The sequence below is a fragment of the Dyella thiooxydans genome, from assembly GCF_001641285.1.
In the GTDB taxonomy this organism is placed as follows: Bacteria; Pseudomonadota; Gammaproteobacteria; order Xanthomonadales; family Rhodanobacteraceae; genus Dyella_A; species Dyella_A thiooxydans.
This window is the reverse complement of the sequence record NZ_CP014841.1, coordinates 1,028,836-1,049,304: the sequence shown is the minus strand read 5'-3', so window position 1 is coordinate 1,049,304 and position 20,469 is coordinate 1,028,836. Positions and strand designations below refer to the sequence as shown.

The following is a 20,469-nucleotide window of genomic DNA, read 5'->3' as shown; positions in this document are numbered from 1 at the left end:
TACGCTTGGTTGTTAGCCGGACCCGGCAACGATAGGCTTCCTTCAGAACAAGGGGTTGCGTCGGAATTTCCTGGCGCGATCGTGGATGTATAACCGGACCCACAGGCCCGCTTATTCGGTAGTTAGGCCTCGGACAAATGCCATGCGGACTTTAAAGGATGCCATCGGTGTCTCCGTGAGGATCGACATGATCCGCGGCGAAGATGCGTATGCAGGCTTGATAGAGGGGACGCCTTACCTCGCTAGGCGTTTCCGGTTGCTTCAAGGAAGAACATGGATGGAAAGAGCGGGCCACTACGTGCATGGCCTTGATGAACTCGAACGGGAAATCGAGCGTGTGCAGAATTTTGTGTAACCGGGATTCGAGTTACAGCTGAGGGAGTCGTTCCTCGAACTGGATCGTAAAGCGGTTGAGCGCGGCCTTCCAATCACGGATCGGCAGCGTCCATTTCTTGCTGATGTTGCGCAGGGCCAGATAGAACAGCTTCACCAGTGCCTCGTCGCTCGGGAAGGCCCCGCGGTGCTTGGTCAGCTTGCGCAGGCTCATGTTCACCGACTCGATGGCGTTGGTCGTGTAGATCACCTTGCGGATCTCTGGCGGGTAGTCGAAGAACGGGATCAGGCGCGGCCAGTTGCGTCGCCAGGACTGCCCGATCGGCAGGTATTCCTTGTCCCAGCGGGCCTCGAACTCGGCGAGCCGCTGCTCGGCCTCCTCGGCGGTGGCACAGGTGTAGATGCGCTTGAGGTCGGCGGCCACCTCCGGCCGTCGCTTCCACGACACGTAGTTCAGGCTGTGCCGCACCATGTGTACGAGGCACAACTGCACCGTCGTGTGCGGGAATACGGTCTCGATCGCTTCGGGGAAACCCTTCAGGCCGTCGACGCAGGCGATGAAGATGTCCTGCACCCCGCGGTTGCGCAGCTCGGTCACCACCTGCAGCCAGAACTTGGCGCCCTCGGTCTGCGCCAGCCACAGCCCAAGGACCTCCTTCTCGCCGGCCATGGTGATGCCAATGGCCAGGTAGACCGCCTTCACCCGCACCGCGCCCTCGCGCACCTTCACATGGATGCAGTCCAGGTAGACGATCGGATACACCGGATCGAGCGGCCGGCCTTGCCAGGCCTTCACCTCGTCGATCACTGCATCGGTGACCGAGGAGATCAGGCTCGGCGAGACCTCCGTGCCATACATCTCTTCCAGGTGCGCCTGGATCTCGCGCACCGTCATGCCGCGGGCGTAGAGCGACAGGATCTTGTCGTCGAAGCCGCTCCAGCGAGTCTGGTGCTTGGGAATCAGCTTCGGCTCGAAGCTGCCGTGCCGGTCGCGCGGGATCTCGATCGGCAGCTCGCCGAACTCGCCCTTGAGCGTCTTGCGGCTGCGGCCGTTGCGGGTGTTGCCGGCCGGGTTGGCCACCGGCTCGTGCTTATCGTGACCGAGGTGCTCGGTCATCTCCGCATCCAGCGCCTTCTCGACCAGCAGCTTGGTCAGCTGCTTGAGCAGGCCGTTCTCGCCGATCAGGTCTTCGGGCTTCTTGTAGTTCGCCAACAGGCTGCTAAGCAGCTCGTCGGGCACCTCGTGTTTGCGTGGACTCATGGTCTCTCCGGGTCTGGCGGCAGTGTCCTGCCTGGGACCCGGTTACACAAAATCTAGGACACGCCCGGGAAATCGGAGAAATTCCGAAGGACACATCAGTCTGGGCCCCTAATGAGCAATGGACGGCGAAGCTCATCTGGTCGGAGGATAGCCACAGCGCATCAAGGAAGTACCTGGTCATCACGTGGTATCAAGAAGCCGAAGATCCGATGCAGCGTCTCGTCAAGATTCTGGGGTCCGTCGACGTCGAGAAGCACCACCAGAAAGAAGCGTTCTCTCTCGAGTGAGCGGCCGAAGCCTAACTGTGCGCTCCAGCGGACCTGCGCGGAGTAAGCTGCTCGCTCGACCACACATTCTGGCCGCGCAGGCCGCTAAGCTTAGGCGTTAGACGGCATGGGGTCCGGGAGCGCAATGTCCAAAGAAGAACTATCGCTGCTTGATTCTTTGCGCGGTCTGGTCATGCTCCAGCAAGAATTTCTACGCCTTGCGTTATTTGTTGCTTCGCAGGGACCAGCTACTTTCGAAGGCGAAAAGCTGATCTGTTCCCTTCCTGATGGGCAAAAACGAACAAGTACGTTGTTGGCTATGGCTGCTGGCCAATCTCTCGAAACGCTATTGTGCATGGCCAAGCTCCGCGGGATTCCTGTGCGTGACGCATATCCAATTGCACGTTCAGCCATCGAATCTTTTGTAAATGCCAGTTATTTGCTAGCCGAGTCTGACGAAATAGCAGATCGAGCTATTCGTTACGTTAGTTTTGCCTCTTGGCGCCACCACAATAGAAAGTTTGGGAGTGGTGAGTTCTCCATCGAAGTACTGTCTGACCCTGACCCATCGGCCACATTGGCCAACGAATATCCCGAGTTCAATGGCAAAGGAAAGGGAGTTTGGACATCTCTTGATGTTCCCAGTCGCATCAGGCGGGTTGGAGAACTCTCAGGCCATAGGGCAGGGTCACGTCTTCTGGCTGCCTACGGCTTGATTTATTCTCTTTCGTCCGAGGTTATTCATGGTTCACCATTTGGAGCAAGCTATTTCTACTCTACGCATTTAAATGGCGAGAGTACTACTGAAGCTTTTTTAGCCGGTTCAGTCCGTCACCTCGAAGAAATCTTAATAGCTGTGCTTCATGCTGGTTGCGGTTACCTGACGGCATTCTTCGGGCGACAAAGTATGCAAGCGCCGCTTAATGCGGAAGAGAAAATATTTGCGCGGCTCCTAGACTTAAGCACTAAACCATCTTCAGCGTTTCCTCCTACACCTATCGAAGTGGGGTCAGATCGTGAGCCGCAATCCAATGCCGTCTAACACTTCGGTCAAGAGGGACGGCCTACCGGCCGCCCCTTACCTCCAACGTTATGCCGCAAGGGAGAATTCACCGCATGCTGGCATTGGATAGCCCCCGTTGGGCTGAGCTGCAACATGCATACGGGGCCGCAACAGATACGCCAGGCCTCCTCCGCGAGCTCGATGCTTTGCCGGACTCCGAGGGTGGGAGTGAGCCGTGGTTTTCCCTATGGAGCTCGCTCGCACACCAAGGCGATGTTTATTCGGCCTCCTTTGCCGCCGTTCCTCACGTTGTTAGGGTTTTATCGTCTGCCACAGACACCGCTCCGGCCACCTACTTTCAGTTCCCGGCGTGGGTGGAGGTTTGTCGCAAGAAACGTCGTGTGGCTGTCCCTCAAGACCTGGCAGCGTCTTACTTCGCTGCAATTGCAGAACTCCCTTTGCTCGTCGCTGCAGCAGCCGCGCGGCCTTGGGATTCCGAGTTCACCGTATGCGCTCTAGGCGCGGTTGCTGCAGCAAAAAGTGATGCCAAAGTGGCCGAGGCGGTCATGGAGCTTACCCCTGAGGTAGCCGAAAGCTTTCTCAATTGGTTCTCCGCGCAGTAGCGGCATAACCATTCGTCCGAGCGGACGCGCGAAAGGCAACGCACCATCCAGCGATTCCCGCGGTGCTTCTTCGGCCTCACACCAGCGGATTGCCCTTGATCGCCCGGTAGCGGAAATCGATCAGCCGCACGGTGCCTTCGCCCGCGGCGTAGATGCCCGGCTTCAGGCTGAGGAAGTCGCCGAACACGTTGTGGTGGATGCCGGAGACTTCCATGCGCAGGGTGTGCAGTTGCCAGCTGTGGCCGTCGTCGTGCGAGTACTCGAAGGTCACCACGTTGTGGTCGTTGGTCAGGCGCACGCGCACCCGCCGGTTGTCCCGCTTGATGCGGGCCCAGGTCAGTTCCTGCGCGTATTCGAAGGTCTTGATCGTGTCCGGCGTGAAGCCGACACCGACGAAGGCCTTGTGGTTGTAGAACAGCAGCAGTCCGGCTTCGGCGTGCCCGGAAGGCTCCAGTGTGAGCTCCACCACGTAGGCACGGTCGCCCGCGCAGCAGGTCATCGGCGAACTGTCCGCCGGCGACGTGCCGGCGCCGGCCAGCAGCATGCCGTGGCCATCGCGGTGGACCCGCTGCATCTCGACAGGACGCGGTTCGTGGAACGACCACTGCACGCCGAAGCGGTCGGTGGAGAAATCGTCCGACAGTGCGAAGCCGGACGGACCGCTGCGCCCGCCGGCCGGTTTGCGCAGTGGCCGCGACAGGTCGCCGCCGGTGGCCACCGGCCAGCCATCCGCAGTCCAGGTCATCGGTTCCAGCAGTGTCTGGCGACCCAGCGTGCGGAAGCCGTTCTCGTAGCCGTGGTAGATCATCCACCAGTCGCCCGCCGGTGCCTCGACGAAGGTCGCGTGGCCGCGCGACCACCAGGGTTCGGCCGCCGATCGCGTGCGCACGATGGGATTGTGCGGACAGTTTTCCCACGGGCCGTGCACCGACTTCGAGCGCGCCACGATCACCATGTGGCTGGTGGGCGGGCCGGCGGTGCCGCCGACGGCGCTGACCAGGTAGAACCAGCCGTCGCGGCGCAGCAGCTTCGGTCCTTCCGGGGCGAAATCCTCGACCACCCAGTCTTCCGGGTACTGCCAGGGCGTGTAGGCATGCACCAGCTTGCCGTCGGTGGCCATGCCGTCGTCGGTCAGGCGGATCATGCGGATGCCGTTGACGAACAGGTAGCGCTTGCCGTCCTCGCCGACCACGTGGGCCGGGTCGATGCAACCGGGGATCTCGAGGTCCACCGGGTCGCTCCACGGGCCGGCGATGTGCTCGGCGGTGATCACGAAGATCGACCAGTCGCCACCGGCTTGCTGGGTCGGCAGGTAGATGTAGTAGCGGTCGTCGTGCTTGCACAGGTTGACCGCGAAGATGTTGCCCATCGGCTTGTGCAGGGCGGTGGCGACCGGTGTCCAGTTGACCAGGTCGGTCGAATGCCAGATCACCAGCCCGGGCGAGGTGGTGAACGGCGTGAACGTCATGTAGTAGTCGTCGCCGTCCCGGAGCACGGCGGGATCGGGATGGTCGCCGGCAACGATCGGGTTGAGGTAGCTGCCGTTGCCGAGATCGGCCATGCGCTGGTCTTCGGTACCCGGGCGCCAGTGCGGCTCGCGCCCGGCACATTGCGGGGCAGGGCCGCCGGCCTTGGCCATCCGCGCCAGGGGAATCGCGGCCGCGCCGGCCGCTGCAGCCTTGAACAGGTTCCGCCGTGCGAGGTTCGGCGCAGGCTCGGAGGAGGGGGCTGGATCGCCGGCGGTCGCGTCGAGACGATCGATGGGCATCTTCATGGGGTGTCCTTGGCGGTGCGGATGGCGAAAACGAAGGCGGCGGAACCGGCCGGCCGCGCGCCGGGATGCAGCACCAGCCCCTGGGCGGTGCTCTGCCAGCGCACCGGCGCGGACGAACCCAGCAGGCGCACGTCCTGCACGCGGTCATCGGGCGTGATGCTGTGGATAACCACGCTGCCGTCATCGGGCCAGGCCAGCTCGATGGCGTACACGGTGTCGTGGTTGCGGGTGAAGCGGAAATCGGCGGCCGTGTAGCTCGTCGCCAGTTTTTCCTTGAAGGCGCCGGCGGCCGTGGCCGTGGGACCTTCGCCGAACACGCGCCAGGGCTGGCTGTCGTAGATCGCCGCGCCGTTGGTCGCCAGCCACTGGCCGATGTTCAGCAACACGGCTTTTTCCTGCGGCACGATGCTGCCGTCCGGCTTGGGGCCGATGTCCAGCAGCAGGTTGCCGTTCTTGCTCACCACGTCGGCCAGCAACTGGATGATCGCCGTGGCCGAACGGTAGGTGTCGTGCTCCACGTAGCCCCAGGAGCTGTTGCTGATGGTGGTATCGGTCTGCCAGGGCGCCGGCTGGATGGCGCCGAGCTGGCCCCGTTCCACGTCCTGCACGCCGCTGCCGCTGGGCATCGCGTGCAGCTTGTAGTTCAGCACCACGCCGCCGCGCTGCGATCCGCGGTTGTAGTAGTAGGCGGCGAACCGGGCCAGCGCGTCGCGGAACGCGGGGTGGCCCACCCACCAGTCGAGGTAGACCAGGTCCGGCTGGTAGTACGCCTCCAGTTCGGTGGTGCGCGCCAGCCAGTCGTCGACGTAGGTCGGTGAAACATCGGTCCAGTCCTGCTGCAGGTCGAGGTCGCCGTCCTGCACGAAGTGGGGGACGGCGGGACCGTAGAAATCCGCGTAGGCCGGATCGTTCACGTCCGAGGAGATCCTGCGGCCGCGATCGAAGAACCAGTCGTGCTCGGCGCGATGCGAGGAGAGGCCGAAGCGCAAACCTTCGGCGCGTACGGCCCGTTCCAGCTCAGCCACCACGTCGCGCTTCGGACCCATCTTCGCGGCGGTCCAGCGCGACAGCCGGGAGTCGTACATGGCGAAGCCGTCCGAATGCTCGGCCACCTCGACCACGTAGCGCGCGCCGGCCTGCCTGAACAGCTTTGCCCAGGCCGCGGGATCCCAGTGCTGCGCCTGGAACCCGGCGATGAAGTCCTTGTAGCCGTGCTGCGCAAGCGGACCGTAGGTATCCACCTGGTGGGCGTGTTCGCGCGCCGTGCCGTCGTACATGTTGCGCGGATACCACTCGTTGGCGAACGCCGGCACGGCATACACACCCCAGTGGATGAAGATGCCGAACTTGGCGGCACCGAACCAGGCCGGCGCCTGGTAGTGCGCGAGCGACATCCAGTCCGGGCGGAACGGACCGGCCGCATCCCCTTGCGCGACCCTGGCCAACAGCGCCCGGCGCTCGGGGGCGTAGCGCGCAGTGGCACGCTGCCATGCCTGATCCATCTGTGCCGGGGTGAGTACGCCGGCGGTCGGTGCATCGGGATCGCCCGGCGGTGGTGCCGCCCGCGCCAGCAGAGGGGTCAGCAGGCACGCGGCCAGCGCGCATCCGGTGAACACGGCACGGCGAGGTTCGTGTCGGCAGATGGCATGCCGGAACAAGGGCATGGGAGCTCCTGGCGAAATGGCCAGTGCACGCTAGCAGCAAGCCTGCGCCCGCATGGCTGCTTGTGCGCTTGCATACGAAGAAACGTTAGCGCCCGGGGGCAATTTCGCAATCGTCGCCACGACGACGCCTTGGCTCGATCCGGCGGGTGAGGGGAGTCACAGCGAGCAGCACGAGGTACGCCGTGGACCGCGAGGCGAAACGATGCGCCACATCCCCGGTGCCGGAATGGTGTGTCGCTACAGCGCTGCGCGTTTTGGCACGGTCAGCGGTTCCGCAACGCCGGGAACGGCTTCGCCGGCCTGGACCGCTTCGGCAAACTGGCGCGGCGTGCAACCCAGTTCGCGACGGAATACCGCGTACATGTACTGCAGCGAGGTGAACCCGCTGCGCACCGCCACGTCGGCCAGCGGCACGGCGGCATCGGCGAGCATCTGCTGCGCGGTCTGCAGCTTGTGCTGCAGGATCGCCTGGTGGACGGTCAACTTGAGCTCGCGCTTGAAGTGCTCTTCCAGCAGGGTGCGCGACACGCCCACGTAATCGGCGACCTGGTCGGTCTTGATACCCAGGCAGGCGTACTGGCGGATGTGGTGAAGGGCGCGCATCACATGCGGATTGTTCATCGGCACGTGCCGGCTGCTGGCCTGCACGTTGATGCCCTTGGGCGGCACGATGATCCGTTGCTGGGGCAGACACCCGCCGTGCAGCATCTGGTGCAGCAGGCGGGCGGCGGTGTGCCCCATTTCCTCGGCGCCCTGGATCACCGAAGTCAGCGGGATGCGGCTGAGCAGCTGCGCCATCGGGTCGTTGTCGATGCCCACCACGGCGATCTCGGCCGGCACCGGGACATCGGCCACGATGCAGGCCTGCAGCAGATGACGGGCGCGTGCATCGGTGACCGCGATGATGCCGATCGGCTTGGGCAGGGCGCGCACCCAGTCCGCGATCGCTTCCTGGGCGACGCCCCAGCCGCCCGCGCTGGTGGGCGAGCCGCGGAACACCAGGCCTTCGAGATGATCGGCGCGGGTCATGTCGAGGAACGCCTGCTCGCGTTCCATCGCCCAGCGGTTGCCCGGCGTGGGCGGCAGCCCGTAGAAGGCGAAGCGCTGCAGGCCCTGGTCGATCAGGTGGTCGTAGGCCAGCCGCACGAGGCGTGCGTTGTCCGTGGCCACGTAGGGAATCCCGGCCGGATAGTTCGCCGGATCGGCATAGGAGCCGCCGACCGCGACCACCGGCAGCGGCATGCCGCAGAGGGTCTCGCCGACGACCGGGTCATCGAAGTCGGCAATGATGCCGTCGCCGCGCCAGTGGTGGATGCCCACCGTGCGGCTGCGGAAATCCTCCTCCATGAACAGGTCCCACTCGACCCGCGTGGACGTCAGGTAATTCCCGATGCCAGTGAGCACGTGACGGTCGTAGACCTTGTTCGCATTGAACAGCAGGGCGATGCGGTGAGGTGATGGCATGCGATACCACGATCTGCCGAGACGGCGTCTACTTGATGGCGTCGACGATACCTGTTGGTGGTTGGCGGCACATGCGGCAATGCCGCACGGAAAATGACGTGCCGCAATGACGGATTTCGCAATTGCAGCCCTCCGATGCCGGAAGCAGCATCGAACCGGGGTCGGGCCTGCGCGCCGCCCTGGACGGCGCCGGCGCATGCCTGCCGGCCTGTATCCGGACACATGAAAGGGTGAGGTGTCTTGAAGGTTGCGAAGACGAGTGCGCCACCCGCGGGAAGCGTGGGCGCCCCGGGACGGGAGGCGTCATGAGCGTCGTCGCCGGCCTGGACATCGGTACCCAGAGCGTCAAGCTGCTGGTCTACGACACCGCGCATCGCCGCACGCTCGCGATTCGTGCGCAGTCGCTCACGCTGGACGAGGGGCACGACGGCAGCCGCGAGCAGCACCCGGCATGGTGGATCACCGCGGCAGCGCAATGTTTCGCCGACCTGGATGCCGCAGTGCGCGACCGCATCGTGGCGATCGGGGTTTCCGGCCAGCAGCACGGTTTCGTTCCGCTGGATGCGGCAGGCGAGGTGCTCGCCCCGGCCAAGCTGTGGTGCGACACCAGCAGCTGGCGCGAGTGCGAGGAGATCATGGCTGCGGCGGGCGGCTACCGGCAGTGCATTGCGCTGGCGGGCAATCCGATCCTGGCCGGCTACACCGCATCCAAGCTGCCGTGGACGCGCAAGCACCGTCCCGACGTCTACCGCCGGCTGGCCAGCATCCTGCTGCCGCACGACTACATCAATTTCTGGCTCACCGGCGAACGCTGGATGGAATGCGGCGACGCCTCGGGCACGGGCTGGCTGGACGTGCGCACGCGCCGCTGGTCCGGCGCGATGCTCGCGGCCACCGACGCGGACCGCGACCTGTCCGCCTGCTTGCCGCCATTGGTCGACGCGCATTTGAGCGCGCCGATCGCGCCAGCCACCGCCGACGCACTGGGCCTGTCGCACGAGGTGCGGGTATCCGCCGGCGGTGGCGACAACATGATGGCGGCGATCGGCACCGGCAACGTGGCGCCCGGCATTCTCAGCGTGAGCCTGGGCACCTCCGGCACCTTGTTCGCCAGCACCGAACGCCCGCTGGTCGACGACGACGGCCTGTGGGCGGCGTTCTGCTCGTCCACCGGTGGCGGCCTGCCGCTGATCTGCACGATGAACTGCACGGTGGCCACCGGCGGTGTCGCCGAAGCCTTCGGTCTCGAGGCGGGCGAGGGCGACCGGCTGATCGAGGATACGACGCCCGGCGCCGAGGGCCTGCTGATGCTGCCGTTCTTCAACGGCGAACGCACCCCCGACCTGCCTTCGGCGCGCGCCAGCCTGCACGGCATGAGCCCGGGCAACTTCACCCGCGCCCATGTTTACCGTGCGGCGATGGAGGGCGCGACCTACGCGCTGCGCCAAGGCCTGGACGCCCTGTGCCGCGCCGGACTGGCATTCCAGGCGATCCGGCTGACCGGCGGCGGGGCGAACAGTGCGCCCTGGCGGCAGATGGTGGCCGACGTGTTCGGCCTGCCGGTGGAGATGCCCGTCCAGACCGAGGGGGCCGCCTTCGGCGCGGCCCTGCAGGCCCTGTGGGCGTGGCGGCATCACGCCAGCGACACCGGGGGCATCGAGGAGATCGCGCGCGAACACGTGGTGCTGGACGAGTCGCGGGCCGCATGGCCGGACGCCGGTCGCGCGCAGGCGTATCGCGAGCCCTACCAGCAGTTTCTCGACCAACTGACCGTTCTGCAGCAGGCCCATGCGGTCTCCGGCTGATCCGTCTCAAGCCATGCACATGCACAGGAATCGCACCCCATGAACACTCCCTTCGTCGGCAAGCGCGAATACTTCAGCGGCATCGGCCGCATCCCCTACGAGGGCGTCGCGTCCGACAACCCGCTGGCGTTCAAGCACTACGACGCGGACCGCAAGATCGGCGACAAGACCATGGCCGAGCACCTGCGCTTCGCGGTGTGCTACTGGCACACCTTCTGCAACGCCGGACACGATCCGTTCGGCCCCGGCACCCGTGTTTTTCCGTGGGATGCGGCCGGCGCGCCGCTGGCCCGCGCCGAGGCGAAGATGGATGCGGCGTTCGAGTTCTTCACCAAGCTGGGCGTGCCGTACTACTGCTTCCACGACATCGACATGGCGCCCGACGACGACGACGTGGCGGTATACGAAAGCAACCTCAAGCACATGGTGGCGCTCGCCAAGGAGCGCCAGCAGGCCACCGGCATGAAGCTGCTGTGGGGCACCGCCAACCTGTTCAGCCACCCGCGCTACATGAACGGTGCGGCGACCAATCCGGACTTCGACGTGGTCGCCCGTGCCGGCGTGCAGATCAGGGCCGCGCTGGAGGCCACGGTGGAGCTGGGCGGTGGCAACTACGTGTTCTGGGGTGGCCGCGAAGGCTACGCTTCGCTGCACAACACGCAGATGAAGCGCGAGCTGGACCACTTCGCGCGCTTCCTGACGATGGCGCGCGACTACGGCCGCAGCATCGGCTTCACCGGCAACTTCCTGATCGAGCCCAAGCCGATGGAGCCGATGAAGCACCAGTACGACTTCGATTCCTCGACGGTGGCGGGCTTCCTGAAGGCGCATGGCCTGGAGCGGGACTTCAAGCTCAACATCGAGGCGAACCACGCCACGCTGGCCGGGCACACCTTCGAGCACGACCTGCAGGTGGCCTCCGACCACGGCCTGCTCGGCAGCATCGACGCCAACCGCGGCAATGCCCAGAACGGCTGGGATACCGACCAGTTTCCCAGCGACCTGTACGACACGGTGGGGGCGATGCTGGTGGTGCTGCGCCAGGGCGGGCTGGCCCCGGGCGGCCTCAACTTCGACGCCAAGGTGCGGCGCGAGTCGACCGATGCCGAAGACCTCTTCATGGCCCATATCGGCGGCATGGACGCGTTCGCGCGAGGCCTGGAAGTGGCGCACGCGCTGCTCACGCAGTCGCCGCTGGAGCAGTGGCGTGCCGAACGCTACGCCAGCTTCGAAGCCGGCACCGGCCGCGCGTTTGCCGATGGCAAGTTGAGCCTGGATGATCTGCGCGCGCATGCCATGGCGCGTGGCGAGCCCACGCAGCGCAGCGGCAAGCAGGAGCGCTATGAGAACCTCGTCAACCAGTACCTGGTGCGGGTGTAGGCAAGTCGGCGCTGCAACGGAACAGGCGAGGGGAGATCCGATCGTGGAAATGCACAGCGCGACATTCGATACCGGCGGTTCGCTCGAACAGTCGGAAAACACGCGGCTGATCGTCCAGATCAGTTGCGTGGCCACCCTGGGTGGCTTCCTGTTCGGCTTCGACAGCGGCGTGATCAACGGCACGGTGGACGGGCTGAAGCAGGCCTTCCATTCAACCGCGGCCGGCATCGGCTTCGAAGTCGCCTCGATGCTGCTGGGCTGCGCCATCGGCGCGTTCTTCGCCGGACGCGCGGCCGACTACCAGGGGCGGCGCACGGTGCTGATCGCCGCGGCGATCCTGTTCCTGCTGTCGGCCTTGGGAGCCGGCGCCGCGCCCAGCGTGGTGTTCTTCGTGGCGGCTCGCCTGGCCGGTGGTTTCGCGGTGGGCGCCGCCAGCGTGATCGCTCCGGCGTACATCGCCGAGGTGGCTCCGGCGCGCTATCGCGGGCGCCTGGCCACCATGCAGCAGGTGGCGATCATCAGCGGTCTGTTCTGCGCCTTCCTCAGCAACTACCTGCTGGCGCGAGCGGCGGGCGCGTCCACCGAGGCACTGTGGCTGGGGCTGGATGCCTGGCGCTGGATGTTCTGGATGCAGGTGCTGCCCTCAAGCCTGTTCCTGGTCTCGCTGACCTTCATCCCGGAGAGTCCGCGCTTCCTGGTGATGCGCAAGCGCGAGGCGGAGGCGCAGGCGGTGCTGGTGCGGCTGTACGGCGAGGCGACCGCGCGCACGAAGCTCGCCGAGATCGGCGGCTCGTTGGCGCAGGATCGTCATCGTCCCAAGCTTTCCGACCTGGTCGACAAGACCACCCGGCGCATGCATCCGATCGTGTGGGTCGGCATCGGGCTGGCGGTGCTGCAGCAGCTGGTGGGCATCAACGTGGTGTTCTACTACGGCGCCGTGCTGTGGCAGGCGGTGGGCTTCTCCGAGAGCGACGCGCTGCTGATCAACGTGGTGTCGGGCGCGCTGAGCATCGCGGCCTGCCTGGTCACCGTGGGCCTGGTGGACCGCATCGGTCGCAAGCCGCTGCTGTGGATCGGCTCGCTGGGCATGACGGTGTCGCTGGCGCTGGTGGTGTGGGCGTTCGCGCAGGCACACATCGATGCAGCAGGGAAGCTTGCGTTGCCGCCACCGATGGGCACGCTCGCGCTGGTGGCGGCCAACGTCTACGTGGTGTTCTTCAACATGTCGTGGGGCCCGGTGATGTGGGTGATGCTGGGTGAGATGTTCCCCAACCAGATCCGCGGTTCCAGCCTGGCCGTGTCCGGCGCCGCGCAATGGATCGCCAACTTCGCCATCACCATCAGCTTCCCGTTGCTGCTGGCCGGTATCGGGCTGGCGCCTACCTATGCCATCTACGCGGTGGCCGCGGCGTTGTCGACGGTGTTCGTGCTTCTGTGGGTCAGGGAGACGCGCGGCAGGGAATTGGAGCAGATGTGATGGCGGGCGGGCGCGGGCCAAAAGGAGTGCATCACGTCCTCCGGCCCGGGCTCCTGGTGCCCGGCGGGGCACGGCAGCCCGTGCCGGGGTGCTTCGGGGCAGTCGGCGTAACCGGCCTTCCTGCCGGCTGCGTTCCGCATCGTCTGGGGGGCGTGACTTGAGCTATGCCTTGCTCCTGATGGGAGAGAATTTCCTGGTCGCCGGGCAGCCCGGTTTGCGGGGTTTCTTCATTACCCGAGGGATCGATGCCTCAAGCGAGGAGATCGCGAAGGCCGAGGCCATCGCCGCGGTCATGGCCGATGCCCAGCTTTCTCGAGCGGCCTCCGTCGAGCCCACGGTGACGGTCAAGGCCATTCACCCGATTGCGGAGTCAAGCCACGTGAGAGAGACGAGATATTTCTTCTTTCCGATGGCAGCGACCCAGCATGAGCAAACCCTTCGCGCGTCGTGACGGTGGTGGATGAACGGCTCCCATTGCGTGTCGACCGGAGCGGGAGGGGGCACCTTCCGTGCGGTGGCCGCAGGTGTTGGCGGGGTGATCGGTGCCTGGGCGGGTATCCGGTTGCACGCCGGCCTCCAGGAGAGCGGGCGACGTGAACGTGGCAGCAGGCGGATGACGCTGGTCGGGAGATTGCGCCGGTGCCGCTCTGATGGGGCGACGGCGGGCCCATCCGGAATGGCCGTCGTGAATCGCGCACCCACCCTGCGTGGATTTCCGGGCGAAGAGTAGGGCGCAAACGGGCGCCATGGAGTGGAGGACAGTGATGCGGATCGGACTGGTCTTTTTGATCTTCACCATGATGGCTACCCAGGCCGTGGCCGGGACATGGCCAGACGGCAGGCGGGCAGCCGTGGTGCTGACCTATGACGATGCACTCGTCTCACAGCTGGACATCGCGATTCCGGCGCTCGACGCCGTTGGCCTCAAGGGAACATTCTTCCTGATCGGCAGCAAGATCGGGCCGGAGCAGGTTTCGCGCTGGCGGTCTGCCGCGGCCGAAGGGCACGAGCTCGGCAACCACACCATTCGCCATGCCTGTCCGCAGGCCAACTATCCACCGGCAAAAAGCATCGACACCAGCGAAGCCTCCGATGTCGACACCATGCTGACGGAGATCCGCACGATGAACACGATGCTGACGGCGATCGACGGCAGGCCGCAGCACAGCTATGCCACACCCTGTGGCCAGCATCTGGCCGGAGGCATCGACTATCTTCCGGCGCTGCGCGCGAGCGGACTGGTCCGTTACACCCGCTCGGCAGACCCGTCGGAACGTCCTTTCGATCCGATGGATGTGCCGGCCCGCTTTTTCCCCTCGAACGCAACGGGCGCCGATCTGATTGCCGCCGTCAAGGATGTCGAGCGCAGGGGCGGGATGATCGTGCTGGGTTTCCACGGTGTGGGCGGCGATTACCTCGCCGTGTCCGCGCAAGCCCATGCTCAGCTTCTTGCCTATCTCAAAGCCCATTCCGACACGATCTGGGTGGCGCCGTTCTCGACCGTGATGGATTACGCCACCAGCCATCCGGATCATTGACGACCGGCCCGGCATGAGCTTCCGGGTTCGCGGGGATCCCGCGAAGCAGGCTTCGGGGGCAGGGTCGATCGACCATCACGGCCCGGTGCATGGGGTGTCGGCACGGGTATGACCGGGTGGCGCATTCAAGCTGTCCCACAGCGTGCGTCGCTTGCCTTGCACCGCGGGTGCCCATCGCAGTTCCTGGTCTTGCGCGCGCTGATCCCGCCTGGTGATTCGTTGCGATATTGGCCAACCCGAATTGCGATTATTCGTCAGGTCGCGAAGATGAGAAGGAAGACCCTGCCAGGGGTGACAGAATGCGGTCGGCGACGGTGAATTGCGAGGCATCACCGCGGGGGTGCGGGACGGACATCGGCGATGGAAGAGCGATGGGAAGGTCCCGCCTGGCGGATTTCCGAAACGGCATCGGCAGCATGATCGGGAGCGCGACATCGCATGATGCATAACCTGTTTTCGTACGGACTTTGTGCGTTGCTTCTGGGTGCGTCGTTGAACGTCGCGGCAGCGGCGCAGGATGCACCACTCGTGCTGCAGCGGGACGGGCGGACCATTTCACTCGAGCCCTACGCGCCAAACATTCTGCGGGTGACGTTCGGCGTCGATCGCGCGGCCGTGATGCATCCGCCCGGATACGGATTCGAGGCCGAACCCTCGGCCAAGGGGTGGACGCATACGCGCGACGCAGCAGGCGGCGACGTGTTCCGTTCGGAGAAGATGGTGGTACGGGTGGCGCCCGGGAAGCTTGCGCCTGACGAACTCCCCCAGCGCATGCCCCTGGACGCGCTGAACCGCCAGCTGCGCGAGAAGTACTTCGGGGGGTGGAAGGATCCGAACACCTTCAACGACGCGCTGCGGATCACCGACGCCGCAGGCAAGACGCTGCTGCGCATGCGCACATGGACGATGGTGCCCGAGGCGACGCAGTCGGATGCAGGCACAAAAAGCTTCCTTGTCGGCGCCACCTTCGAATCGCCCGCCAACGAGCATTACTACGGGCTCGGACAGCAGCAGAAGGGGTGGATGGACCTGCGCGATCACGAGGTCCATTGCTGGCACGACTATTCCGCGCTGGGTGGCGAGAGCGTCTGCGTTCCCTTCATGGTGTCGAGCCTGGGCTACGGCCTGGTCTGGGACAACCCTTCGAAGACCACCATACGGCTCGGCTTCAACGGCCAGAACGTCTGGTCATCGGACGTGGGCGATCGCGTCTCCTATTTCGTCATTGCGGGAAGCAGCGCCGACGAGATCTACCAAGGTTATCGTCGGCTGACGGGCGTGACGCATCTGCTGCCCCGGCAGGTCTACGGCTACATCCAGAGCAAGGCGATCTACCCGACGCAGGAGCAGCTCCTGGCCGTTGCCGACGAGTACCGCCGGAAGCACCTGCCGCTGGGCGTGATGGTGGTCGATTTTCTCAACATGACCAGGCAGGGAAACCTGGACCTGGATCCGACGCGTTGGCCGGATCCCGCCGCCATGAACCGGCACCTGCATGCGATGGGTGTGGGCACGCTGCTGAGCGTATGGCCGCACTTCTCGAAGGGGTCGAAGTTCTACGACATGCTCGCCAGCAAAGGCTGGCTGGTGCATACGCCGGATGGCGTGCCGGATCCGGGCGGCTTCAAGGCGGTCATCGGACCGAACATCGACACCACGAATCCGGCCGCGGCAAAGTGGTTCTGGCAGGAAATCCGCGATCGCTACATCAAGCCGTATGGCTTCGACTACCTGTGGCTCGATGAAACGGAACCGGACATCGACCCGGCAAAGGACGTGTTCTGGATCGGCTCGGGCAGACGCTTCTACAACGTGTATCCGCTGTTTCATACCGCCGCTGTGTACGACGGATTCCGGCGCGATTTCGGCAACAGCCGAAGGGTGATGATTCTCGCGCGTGCGGCCTACCTCGGCGCGCAGCGCAACGGCACGGTCTTCTGGTCCAGCGATATTTTCGCGACCTGGGACATGCTCAAGCGATCCATTCCGGCGGGGCTCAATTTCACCGCGACGGGGTTGCCGTACTGGGACACGGACATCGCGGGCTTTTTCTCGCCCCTGATTCCCGCCGACTACCACGCGGCGCACAAACCCTTGATCGACGGCTCCGACGTGCGCGACACGATCGGAAACTACGAAGACTATCCCGAGCTGTTCGTGCGCTGGTTCGAATGGGGTGCCTTTCAGCCGGTGATGCGTGCGCACGGCGAAAGAAACCACAACGAAGTGTGGTCCTACGGCAAACAGGCCGAACCGATCCTGGCGAAATACCTGAAGCTGCGCTACCGGCTATTGCCATACACGTATTCGGCGGCCTATCGCAGCTACCGGACGGGCGCGCCGTACATGCGTGCGCTGTTCATGGATTTTCCGGGCGATCCGAACGTGGCTAACATCCCCGACGAATACATGTACGGTCCCGCGTTCCTGGTCGCTCCGGTTACCGAGCAAGGCGCCACCCACCGCACGGTGTATCTGCCGGCAGGCTGCGACTGGTACAACTACTGGACGAACCAGCGCCTGCACGGCGGGCAGACGGTCGACGTGGATGCACCCATCGATACGCTGCCGCTGTTCGTGAAAGCAGGGAGCATCGTGCCGATGGGCTCGGACGAAGGTGGTGTCCAGCAAACGCAGAAGATCGTGTCGGTCAGGGTGTACCCGGGAGCGGATGGCAGCTTCACGCTTTTCCGTGACGACGGGACGTCCTACAACTACGAGCAGGGCAAATACTCGCTCACCCGGCTGATCTGGGACGATGCCGCCCATCGACTGCGGCATGAGGGGGCACCGGCATGGAGCGGGCCGGATTCGGCCGTCGTGTCCGTCGTAGGCGATGCGCCTGCCACACCTTCCAACTGACGCGGCACCCACAGATCCGAGCTGCACTCCGAGCCCCCTCGAGAACGCGCATCCGGCCATCCCGGCGCGCCAGCACCGGAGAGGCCATGGCTAGCGGCAGCACGTGATGCGGATTCGCTCGACACGCAAAGGCTGCGCGCCCGTCATTACGGTAACTGCCAGCTGTACGGGGATGGCCGGTCAGCACGCAGCTAAGTGGTCCATAAGGATCCGGACGTATCCATGAACCATGCGAGTCGAAACGATGGGTGATGTCGATCGTTCGCTCGATGCGGTGGATCGACCGGCTGGATCCTCCGATCGCACGACGCACACAAGCCGGACATCGATACAGAGTCGACGGAGGTGGGTCATGGTCAAGCGCCTGGCTGCAAACAAAATGTTGATCGCAATGGTTGTTGCGACCCTTTGCGCCGTGCCGTTGGGCGCATCGGCCCATGATCATTGGGATCATGGGGACCGGTATCGGCACGAATGGCACCATGATGACCGGCATGGCGATCGCGACGACTGGCACGGTGATCGCGATGACTGGCACCGTGATCGCGGCGATTGGCATCGCGGTGGCGACCGGTGGCGGCATGACGACGACAGGGATGGTGGCCGCTGGATAGCGGGTGCGCTCGTGTCCGGTGCAGTGGAAGGCCTCATCGACAATGCCGTGGCTCCGGCACCCCGTTACTACGAAGCGCCGCCAAGGGTGGTCTATCGTCGTCGGGTGATCTATCGGGAGGCGCCGGTGGTCACGCGGACCATCGTCTACGGTGCACCTTACGGATCGCGCGACGACGACGATGATGATGGTGACTGAGCCTTGCGGTTCGGTTCGAGAAGAGCCCGGCCCCGGCCGGGCTCTTCGGTAACGGACCGACGAAAAGCGCATGCGATATCTGTCCACACTGACGACAACCGACAAGCTGTTCGCCATCGCTCTCGTGCTCAAGGCCGCCGATGCCCTGGGAGAGGTGGCAGGTTGCTTGTGGCTGCTGCTGATCGATCCACAATGGCTGAAGGACAGGGTGGCCGCCATCGTGGCACCCGAGCTGCGCGAGGATCCTCGCGATTTTCTCGCCGTGCACGTCCTGCACTGGGTGGCCCACCTCAGGCAGCACGCCATGCTGTTCGCGGCCGCGTACCTGCTTTCGCACGGCGTGGCGAAGCTGATCGTGCTGGTGGGGATCGTGCGCGGCCGACTGTGGGCCTACCCGGGACTGATCGCGCTGACCGCGCTGTTTGCGGCCTACCAGCTGTACCACATGGCCGTGACGGGCCTGTCGGCCGGCTATCTCGCGCTGACGCTGTTTGATCTGCTGATCATCGCTCTCACCGCCGTGGAGTACGCCAAGCTGCGCTCGCCTGGCTCGGCCAATCTTTGTCTTGGACGAAGCTGATCCAAATTGGAGTGATCAGGGTGCGTTATCGGGGGTATGACATTTGGGGACGGAGGTTCCCTCGGCAATATCCGATTCGATGCCATATCCGTGAGCGCCGTGGCTTCGCCCGCGACGCTCACGGATGACCACTACGTCATAGCTTGGTGACGATCTGCCGGTGCATCGGTGCGAGCTTCGCCAGCAGCTTGTTCTGCGCGCGGAAAGGGATGTCGTGCTTGTTCATCGCGCTCTGCAGATCCTGCACGAGGGCGTTGAACGCGGCCCGATTGACATCCATGCCGCGGTGGGCCGAGGCCATGTCTTTGCCGGTATAGGTGCACGGCCCGTCGAGAATCACGCAGAACTGGTCCACCAGTTCCGCCTTGATGTGATCGCGATCGGCGTTCTCGAAGTAGGGGCGGGTGACCGGATCGGCCACCAGGTTGTCCATGAAGTCGTTCATCAGCGCGACCAGGCCGGGCTTGCCGCCGAACTGCTCGAACACCGGCTTGAGCGCCGGGTCGCGCGGTGCCGACGGGTAGGCGTCCGCATTCGCCGCGGGCCGGGCGGCCGGCATCGCGTCCTGCGCCGCGGCCAGGCCGCCGATGCACAGGCCGGCGGCCAGCAGCAGGGTGGAGATCATGATCTTGTACATGGTCGGAATCCTCGAAGATGGTTGGGGGTCAGAAACCGACCTGCACGGAGGCATACAAGCCGCGCTGGTTGTCCTTGATGACGACGTTGCCGAGATGCGCGTAGGCGAGGGTCACGGAGACGTTCTTGGTCGGTGCCCACGCCACGAAGGCGTCGTACCAGTCGTTTTCGTGTGCGATGCCCAGGTTGTCCGGCTTCTGCCGGTACTCCGCGCCGACCGCCCAGTTGCGGCTGAGCAGGTACGCCAGCGACCCCTCGAACTCCGCCTGGTAGCTGTCGTGCCGGTCGCCGCCGAAGCCGAGGATGCCGATCTGGTTGGCCTTGGTGAAACGCAGCGTGGCGTTCACCAGCACGCTCTGCGACAGGTACAGCTTGGTCGCGCTGACGTAGTAGTCGATGCCGTGGTCGCTCTTCGCGCCGATCGCATGCAGGATCGCACCCTGGTTGTTCTTCTTGTACTGCGCGCCGACCGAGACCTGCGGCACCCAGGAGTCCTGCTCCAGCACGGCATCGCCGAACAGCCGGACCTTCACCCCGACCACGTTCTGGCGGAAGGTGAACCCGCGACCGAGGCCCAGCGCGGCGCCGACGTCCTCGGTATTGAAGCGCTGCTGCGCCACCGAGAACTCGACCCGGTTGTCGATGCCGACCAGCGCGCCGGCGTCGTCCAGGTGGTAGTCCTGCACGTTGACGCGGGTGTAGAACGCGTTGGCGCCGATCTGGTCCTGCGTGCCGTATCCGCCGATCACCGCCCAGGGGGTCAGGCCGCCGCCGGCAGCGCCCTCGATCTGCGAGACGCCGCCGGTGAGCAGCAGCTTGCCGCTGATGTTGGCCGGTGAGGCGTCGCTGTCGCCGGCGAGTGCCGGAAGCGAGATGAGACCACCGGCCAGCAGCAGGGCGCCGGCCAGCCATCGGGTGTTCCTTCGATATGGATGCATCGTCGTGTTCTCCGTCGAAGGCGCGACAACCGCGCCCCTACCGGCCGGTACGAG

General features: G+C 65.0%; 15 protein-coding genes. 9 read left to right on the top strand and 6 right to left on the bottom strand.

Translation table 11 applies throughout. The features are described from left to right. Positions 1-367: 367 nt before the first annotated feature. Complete coding sequence (locus tag ATSB10_RS04860; RefSeq protein ID WP_063670059.1) at positions 368-1,594, bottom strand: IS256 family transposase; 1,227 nt, start codon at positions 1,592-1,594, stop codon at positions 368-370. A 411-nt stretch (positions 1,595-2,005) separates the two neighbouring features. On the opposite strand from ATSB10_RS04860, the gene ATSB10_RS19255 reads away from it, so the two are divergent. Continuing rightward, the gene (locus ATSB10_RS19255) at positions 2,006-2,902 is read left to right on the top strand and encodes a DUF5677 domain-containing protein (RefSeq protein ID WP_157469082.1); all 897 of its coding nucleotides are present in this window, start codon (positions 2,006-2,008) and stop codon (positions 2,900-2,902) included. A 660-nt stretch (positions 2,903-3,562) separates the two neighbouring features. On the opposite strand, the gene ATSB10_RS04855 is transcribed toward ATSB10_RS19255, so the two are convergent. The 3 genes from ATSB10_RS04855 to ATSB10_RS04845 form a co-directional block, all read right to left on the bottom strand. Continuing rightward, positions 3,563-5,125, bottom strand: coding sequence for a family 43 glycosylhydrolase (locus ATSB10_RS04855; RefSeq protein ID WP_236886541.1), 1,563 nt, complete (start codon positions 5,123-5,125; stop codon positions 3,563-3,565). Positions 5,126-5,256: 131 nt separating this feature from the next. Further along, positions 5,257-6,924: an alpha-L-fucosidase gene (locus tag ATSB10_RS04850; RefSeq protein ID WP_083966074.1), complete on the bottom strand. Its 1,668-nt coding sequence runs from the start codon at positions 6,922-6,924 to the stop codon at positions 5,257-5,259. Positions 6,925-7,161: 237 nt separating this feature from the next. Continuing rightward, positions 7,162-8,388, bottom strand: a complete 1,227-nt coding sequence (locus ATSB10_RS04845; protein ID WP_063670941.1) for a XylR family transcriptional regulator — start codon at positions 8,386-8,388, stop codon at positions 7,162-7,164. 305 nt (positions 8,389-8,693) lie between these two features. Here ATSB10_RS04845 and xylB point away from each other — a divergent pair, with 305 nt between their 5' ends. From xylB to ATSB10_RS04805, 8 genes are all read left to right on the top strand, one after another. After that, positions 8,694-10,193 (top strand): xylulokinase, encoded by a 1,500-nt coding sequence (gene xylB / locus ATSB10_RS04840; RefSeq protein WP_063670939.1) that lies wholly within the window; start codon positions 8,694-8,696, stop codon positions 10,191-10,193. Positions 10,194-10,232: 39 nt separating this feature from the next. Beyond that, complete coding sequence (gene xylA / locus ATSB10_RS04835; RefSeq protein ID WP_063670937.1) at positions 10,233-11,573, top strand: xylose isomerase; 1,341 nt, start codon at positions 10,233-10,235, stop codon at positions 11,571-11,573. 49 nt (positions 11,574-11,622) lie between these two features. Continuing rightward, positions 11,623-13,050 carry a sugar porter family MFS transporter gene (locus tag ATSB10_RS04830; RefSeq protein WP_063670935.1) on the top strand — a complete coding sequence of 476 codons (1,428 nt, stop codon included), beginning with the start codon at positions 11,623-11,625 and terminating at the stop codon, positions 13,048-13,050. 157 nt (positions 13,051-13,207) lie between these two features. Next, entirely contained in the window at positions 13,208-13,501 is a 294-nt protein-coding gene (locus ATSB10_RS04825; RefSeq protein WP_157469079.1) for a hypothetical protein, read from the top strand. A 313-nt stretch (positions 13,502-13,814) separates the two neighbouring features. Continuing rightward, positions 13,815-14,588 carry a polysaccharide deacetylase family protein gene (locus ATSB10_RS04820; RefSeq protein ID WP_063670931.1) on the top strand — a complete coding sequence of 258 codons (774 nt, stop codon included), beginning with the start codon at positions 13,815-13,817 and terminating at the stop codon, positions 14,586-14,588. Positions 14,589-15,026: 438 nt separating this feature from the next. Beyond that, entirely contained in the window at positions 15,027-17,450 is a 2,424-nt protein-coding gene (locus ATSB10_RS04815; RefSeq protein WP_063670929.1) for a glycoside hydrolase family 31 protein, read from the top strand. Between the two features lie 352 nt (positions 17,451-17,802). Continuing rightward, complete coding sequence (locus ATSB10_RS04810) at positions 17,803-18,261, top strand: hypothetical protein (protein WP_063670927.1); 459 nt, start codon at positions 17,803-17,805, stop codon at positions 18,259-18,261. Between the two features lie 70 nt (positions 18,262-18,331). Beyond that, positions 18,332-18,841, top strand: a complete 510-nt coding sequence (locus tag ATSB10_RS04805) for a DUF2127 domain-containing protein (protein ID WP_063670925.1) — start codon at positions 18,332-18,334, stop codon at positions 18,839-18,841. A gap of 136 nt (positions 18,842-18,977) precedes the next feature. Here ATSB10_RS04805 and ATSB10_RS04800 read toward each other — a convergent pair whose 3' ends face one another. Beyond that, positions 18,978-19,478: a group I truncated hemoglobin gene (locus ATSB10_RS04800; protein ID WP_063670923.1), complete on the bottom strand. Its 501-nt coding sequence runs from the start codon at positions 19,476-19,478 to the stop codon at positions 18,978-18,980. Between the two features lie 28 nt (positions 19,479-19,506). Next, entirely contained in the window at positions 19,507-20,415 is a 909-nt protein-coding gene (locus tag ATSB10_RS04795) for a DUF3034 family protein (RefSeq protein ID WP_063670921.1), read from the bottom strand. Positions 20,416-20,469 lie beyond the last annotated feature (54 nt).

Bases quoted from the DNA above. Each gene is read 5' to 3' on its own strand.
- ATSB10_RS04850 (WP_083966074.1), bottom strand. From the start codon at position 6,924: ATGCCCTTGTTCCGGCATGCCATCTGCCGACACGAACCTCGCCGTGCC.
- ATSB10_RS04810 (WP_063670927.1), top strand. From the start codon at position 17,803: ATGGTCAAGCGCCTGGCTGCAAACAAAATGTTGATCGCAATGGTTGTT.
- ATSB10_RS04845 (WP_063670941.1), bottom strand. From the start codon at position 8,388: ATGCCATCACCTCACCGCATCGCCCTGCTGTTCAATGCGAACAAGGTC.
- ATSB10_RS04805 (WP_063670925.1), top strand. From the start codon at position 18,332: ATGCGATATCTGTCCACACTGACGACAACCGACAAGCTGTTCGCCATC.
- ATSB10_RS04795 (WP_063670921.1), bottom strand. From the start codon at position 20,415: ATGCATCCATATCGAAGGAACACCCGATGGCTGGCCGGCGCCCTGCTG.
- ATSB10_RS19255 (WP_157469082.1), top strand. From the start codon at position 2,006: ATGTCCAAAGAAGAACTATCGCTGCTTGATTCTTTGCGCGGTCTGGTC.
- xylB (WP_063670939.1), top strand. From the start codon at position 8,694: ATGAGCGTCGTCGCCGGCCTGGACATCGGTACCCAGAGCGTCAAGCTG.
- ATSB10_RS04800 (WP_063670923.1), bottom strand. From the start codon at position 19,478: ATGTACAAGATCATGATCTCCACCCTGCTGCTGGCCGCCGGCCTGTGC.
- xylA (WP_063670937.1), top strand. From the start codon at position 10,233: ATGAACACTCCCTTCGTCGGCAAGCGCGAATACTTCAGCGGCATCGGC.
- ATSB10_RS04815 (WP_063670929.1), top strand. From the start codon at position 15,027: ATGATGCATAACCTGTTTTCGTACGGACTTTGTGCGTTGCTTCTGGGT.
- ATSB10_RS04855 (WP_236886541.1), bottom strand. From the start codon at position 5,125: ATGGCCAAGGCCGGCGGCCCTGCCCCGCAATGTGCCGGGCGCGAGCCG.
- ATSB10_RS04830 (WP_063670935.1), top strand. From the start codon at position 11,623: ATGCACAGCGCGACATTCGATACCGGCGGTTCGCTCGAACAGTCGGAA.
- ATSB10_RS04860 (WP_063670059.1), bottom strand. From the start codon at position 1,594: ATGAGTCCACGCAAACACGAGGTGCCCGACGAGCTGCTTAGCAGCCTG.
- ATSB10_RS04820 (WP_063670931.1), top strand. From the start codon at position 13,815: ATGCGGATCGGACTGGTCTTTTTGATCTTCACCATGATGGCTACCCAG.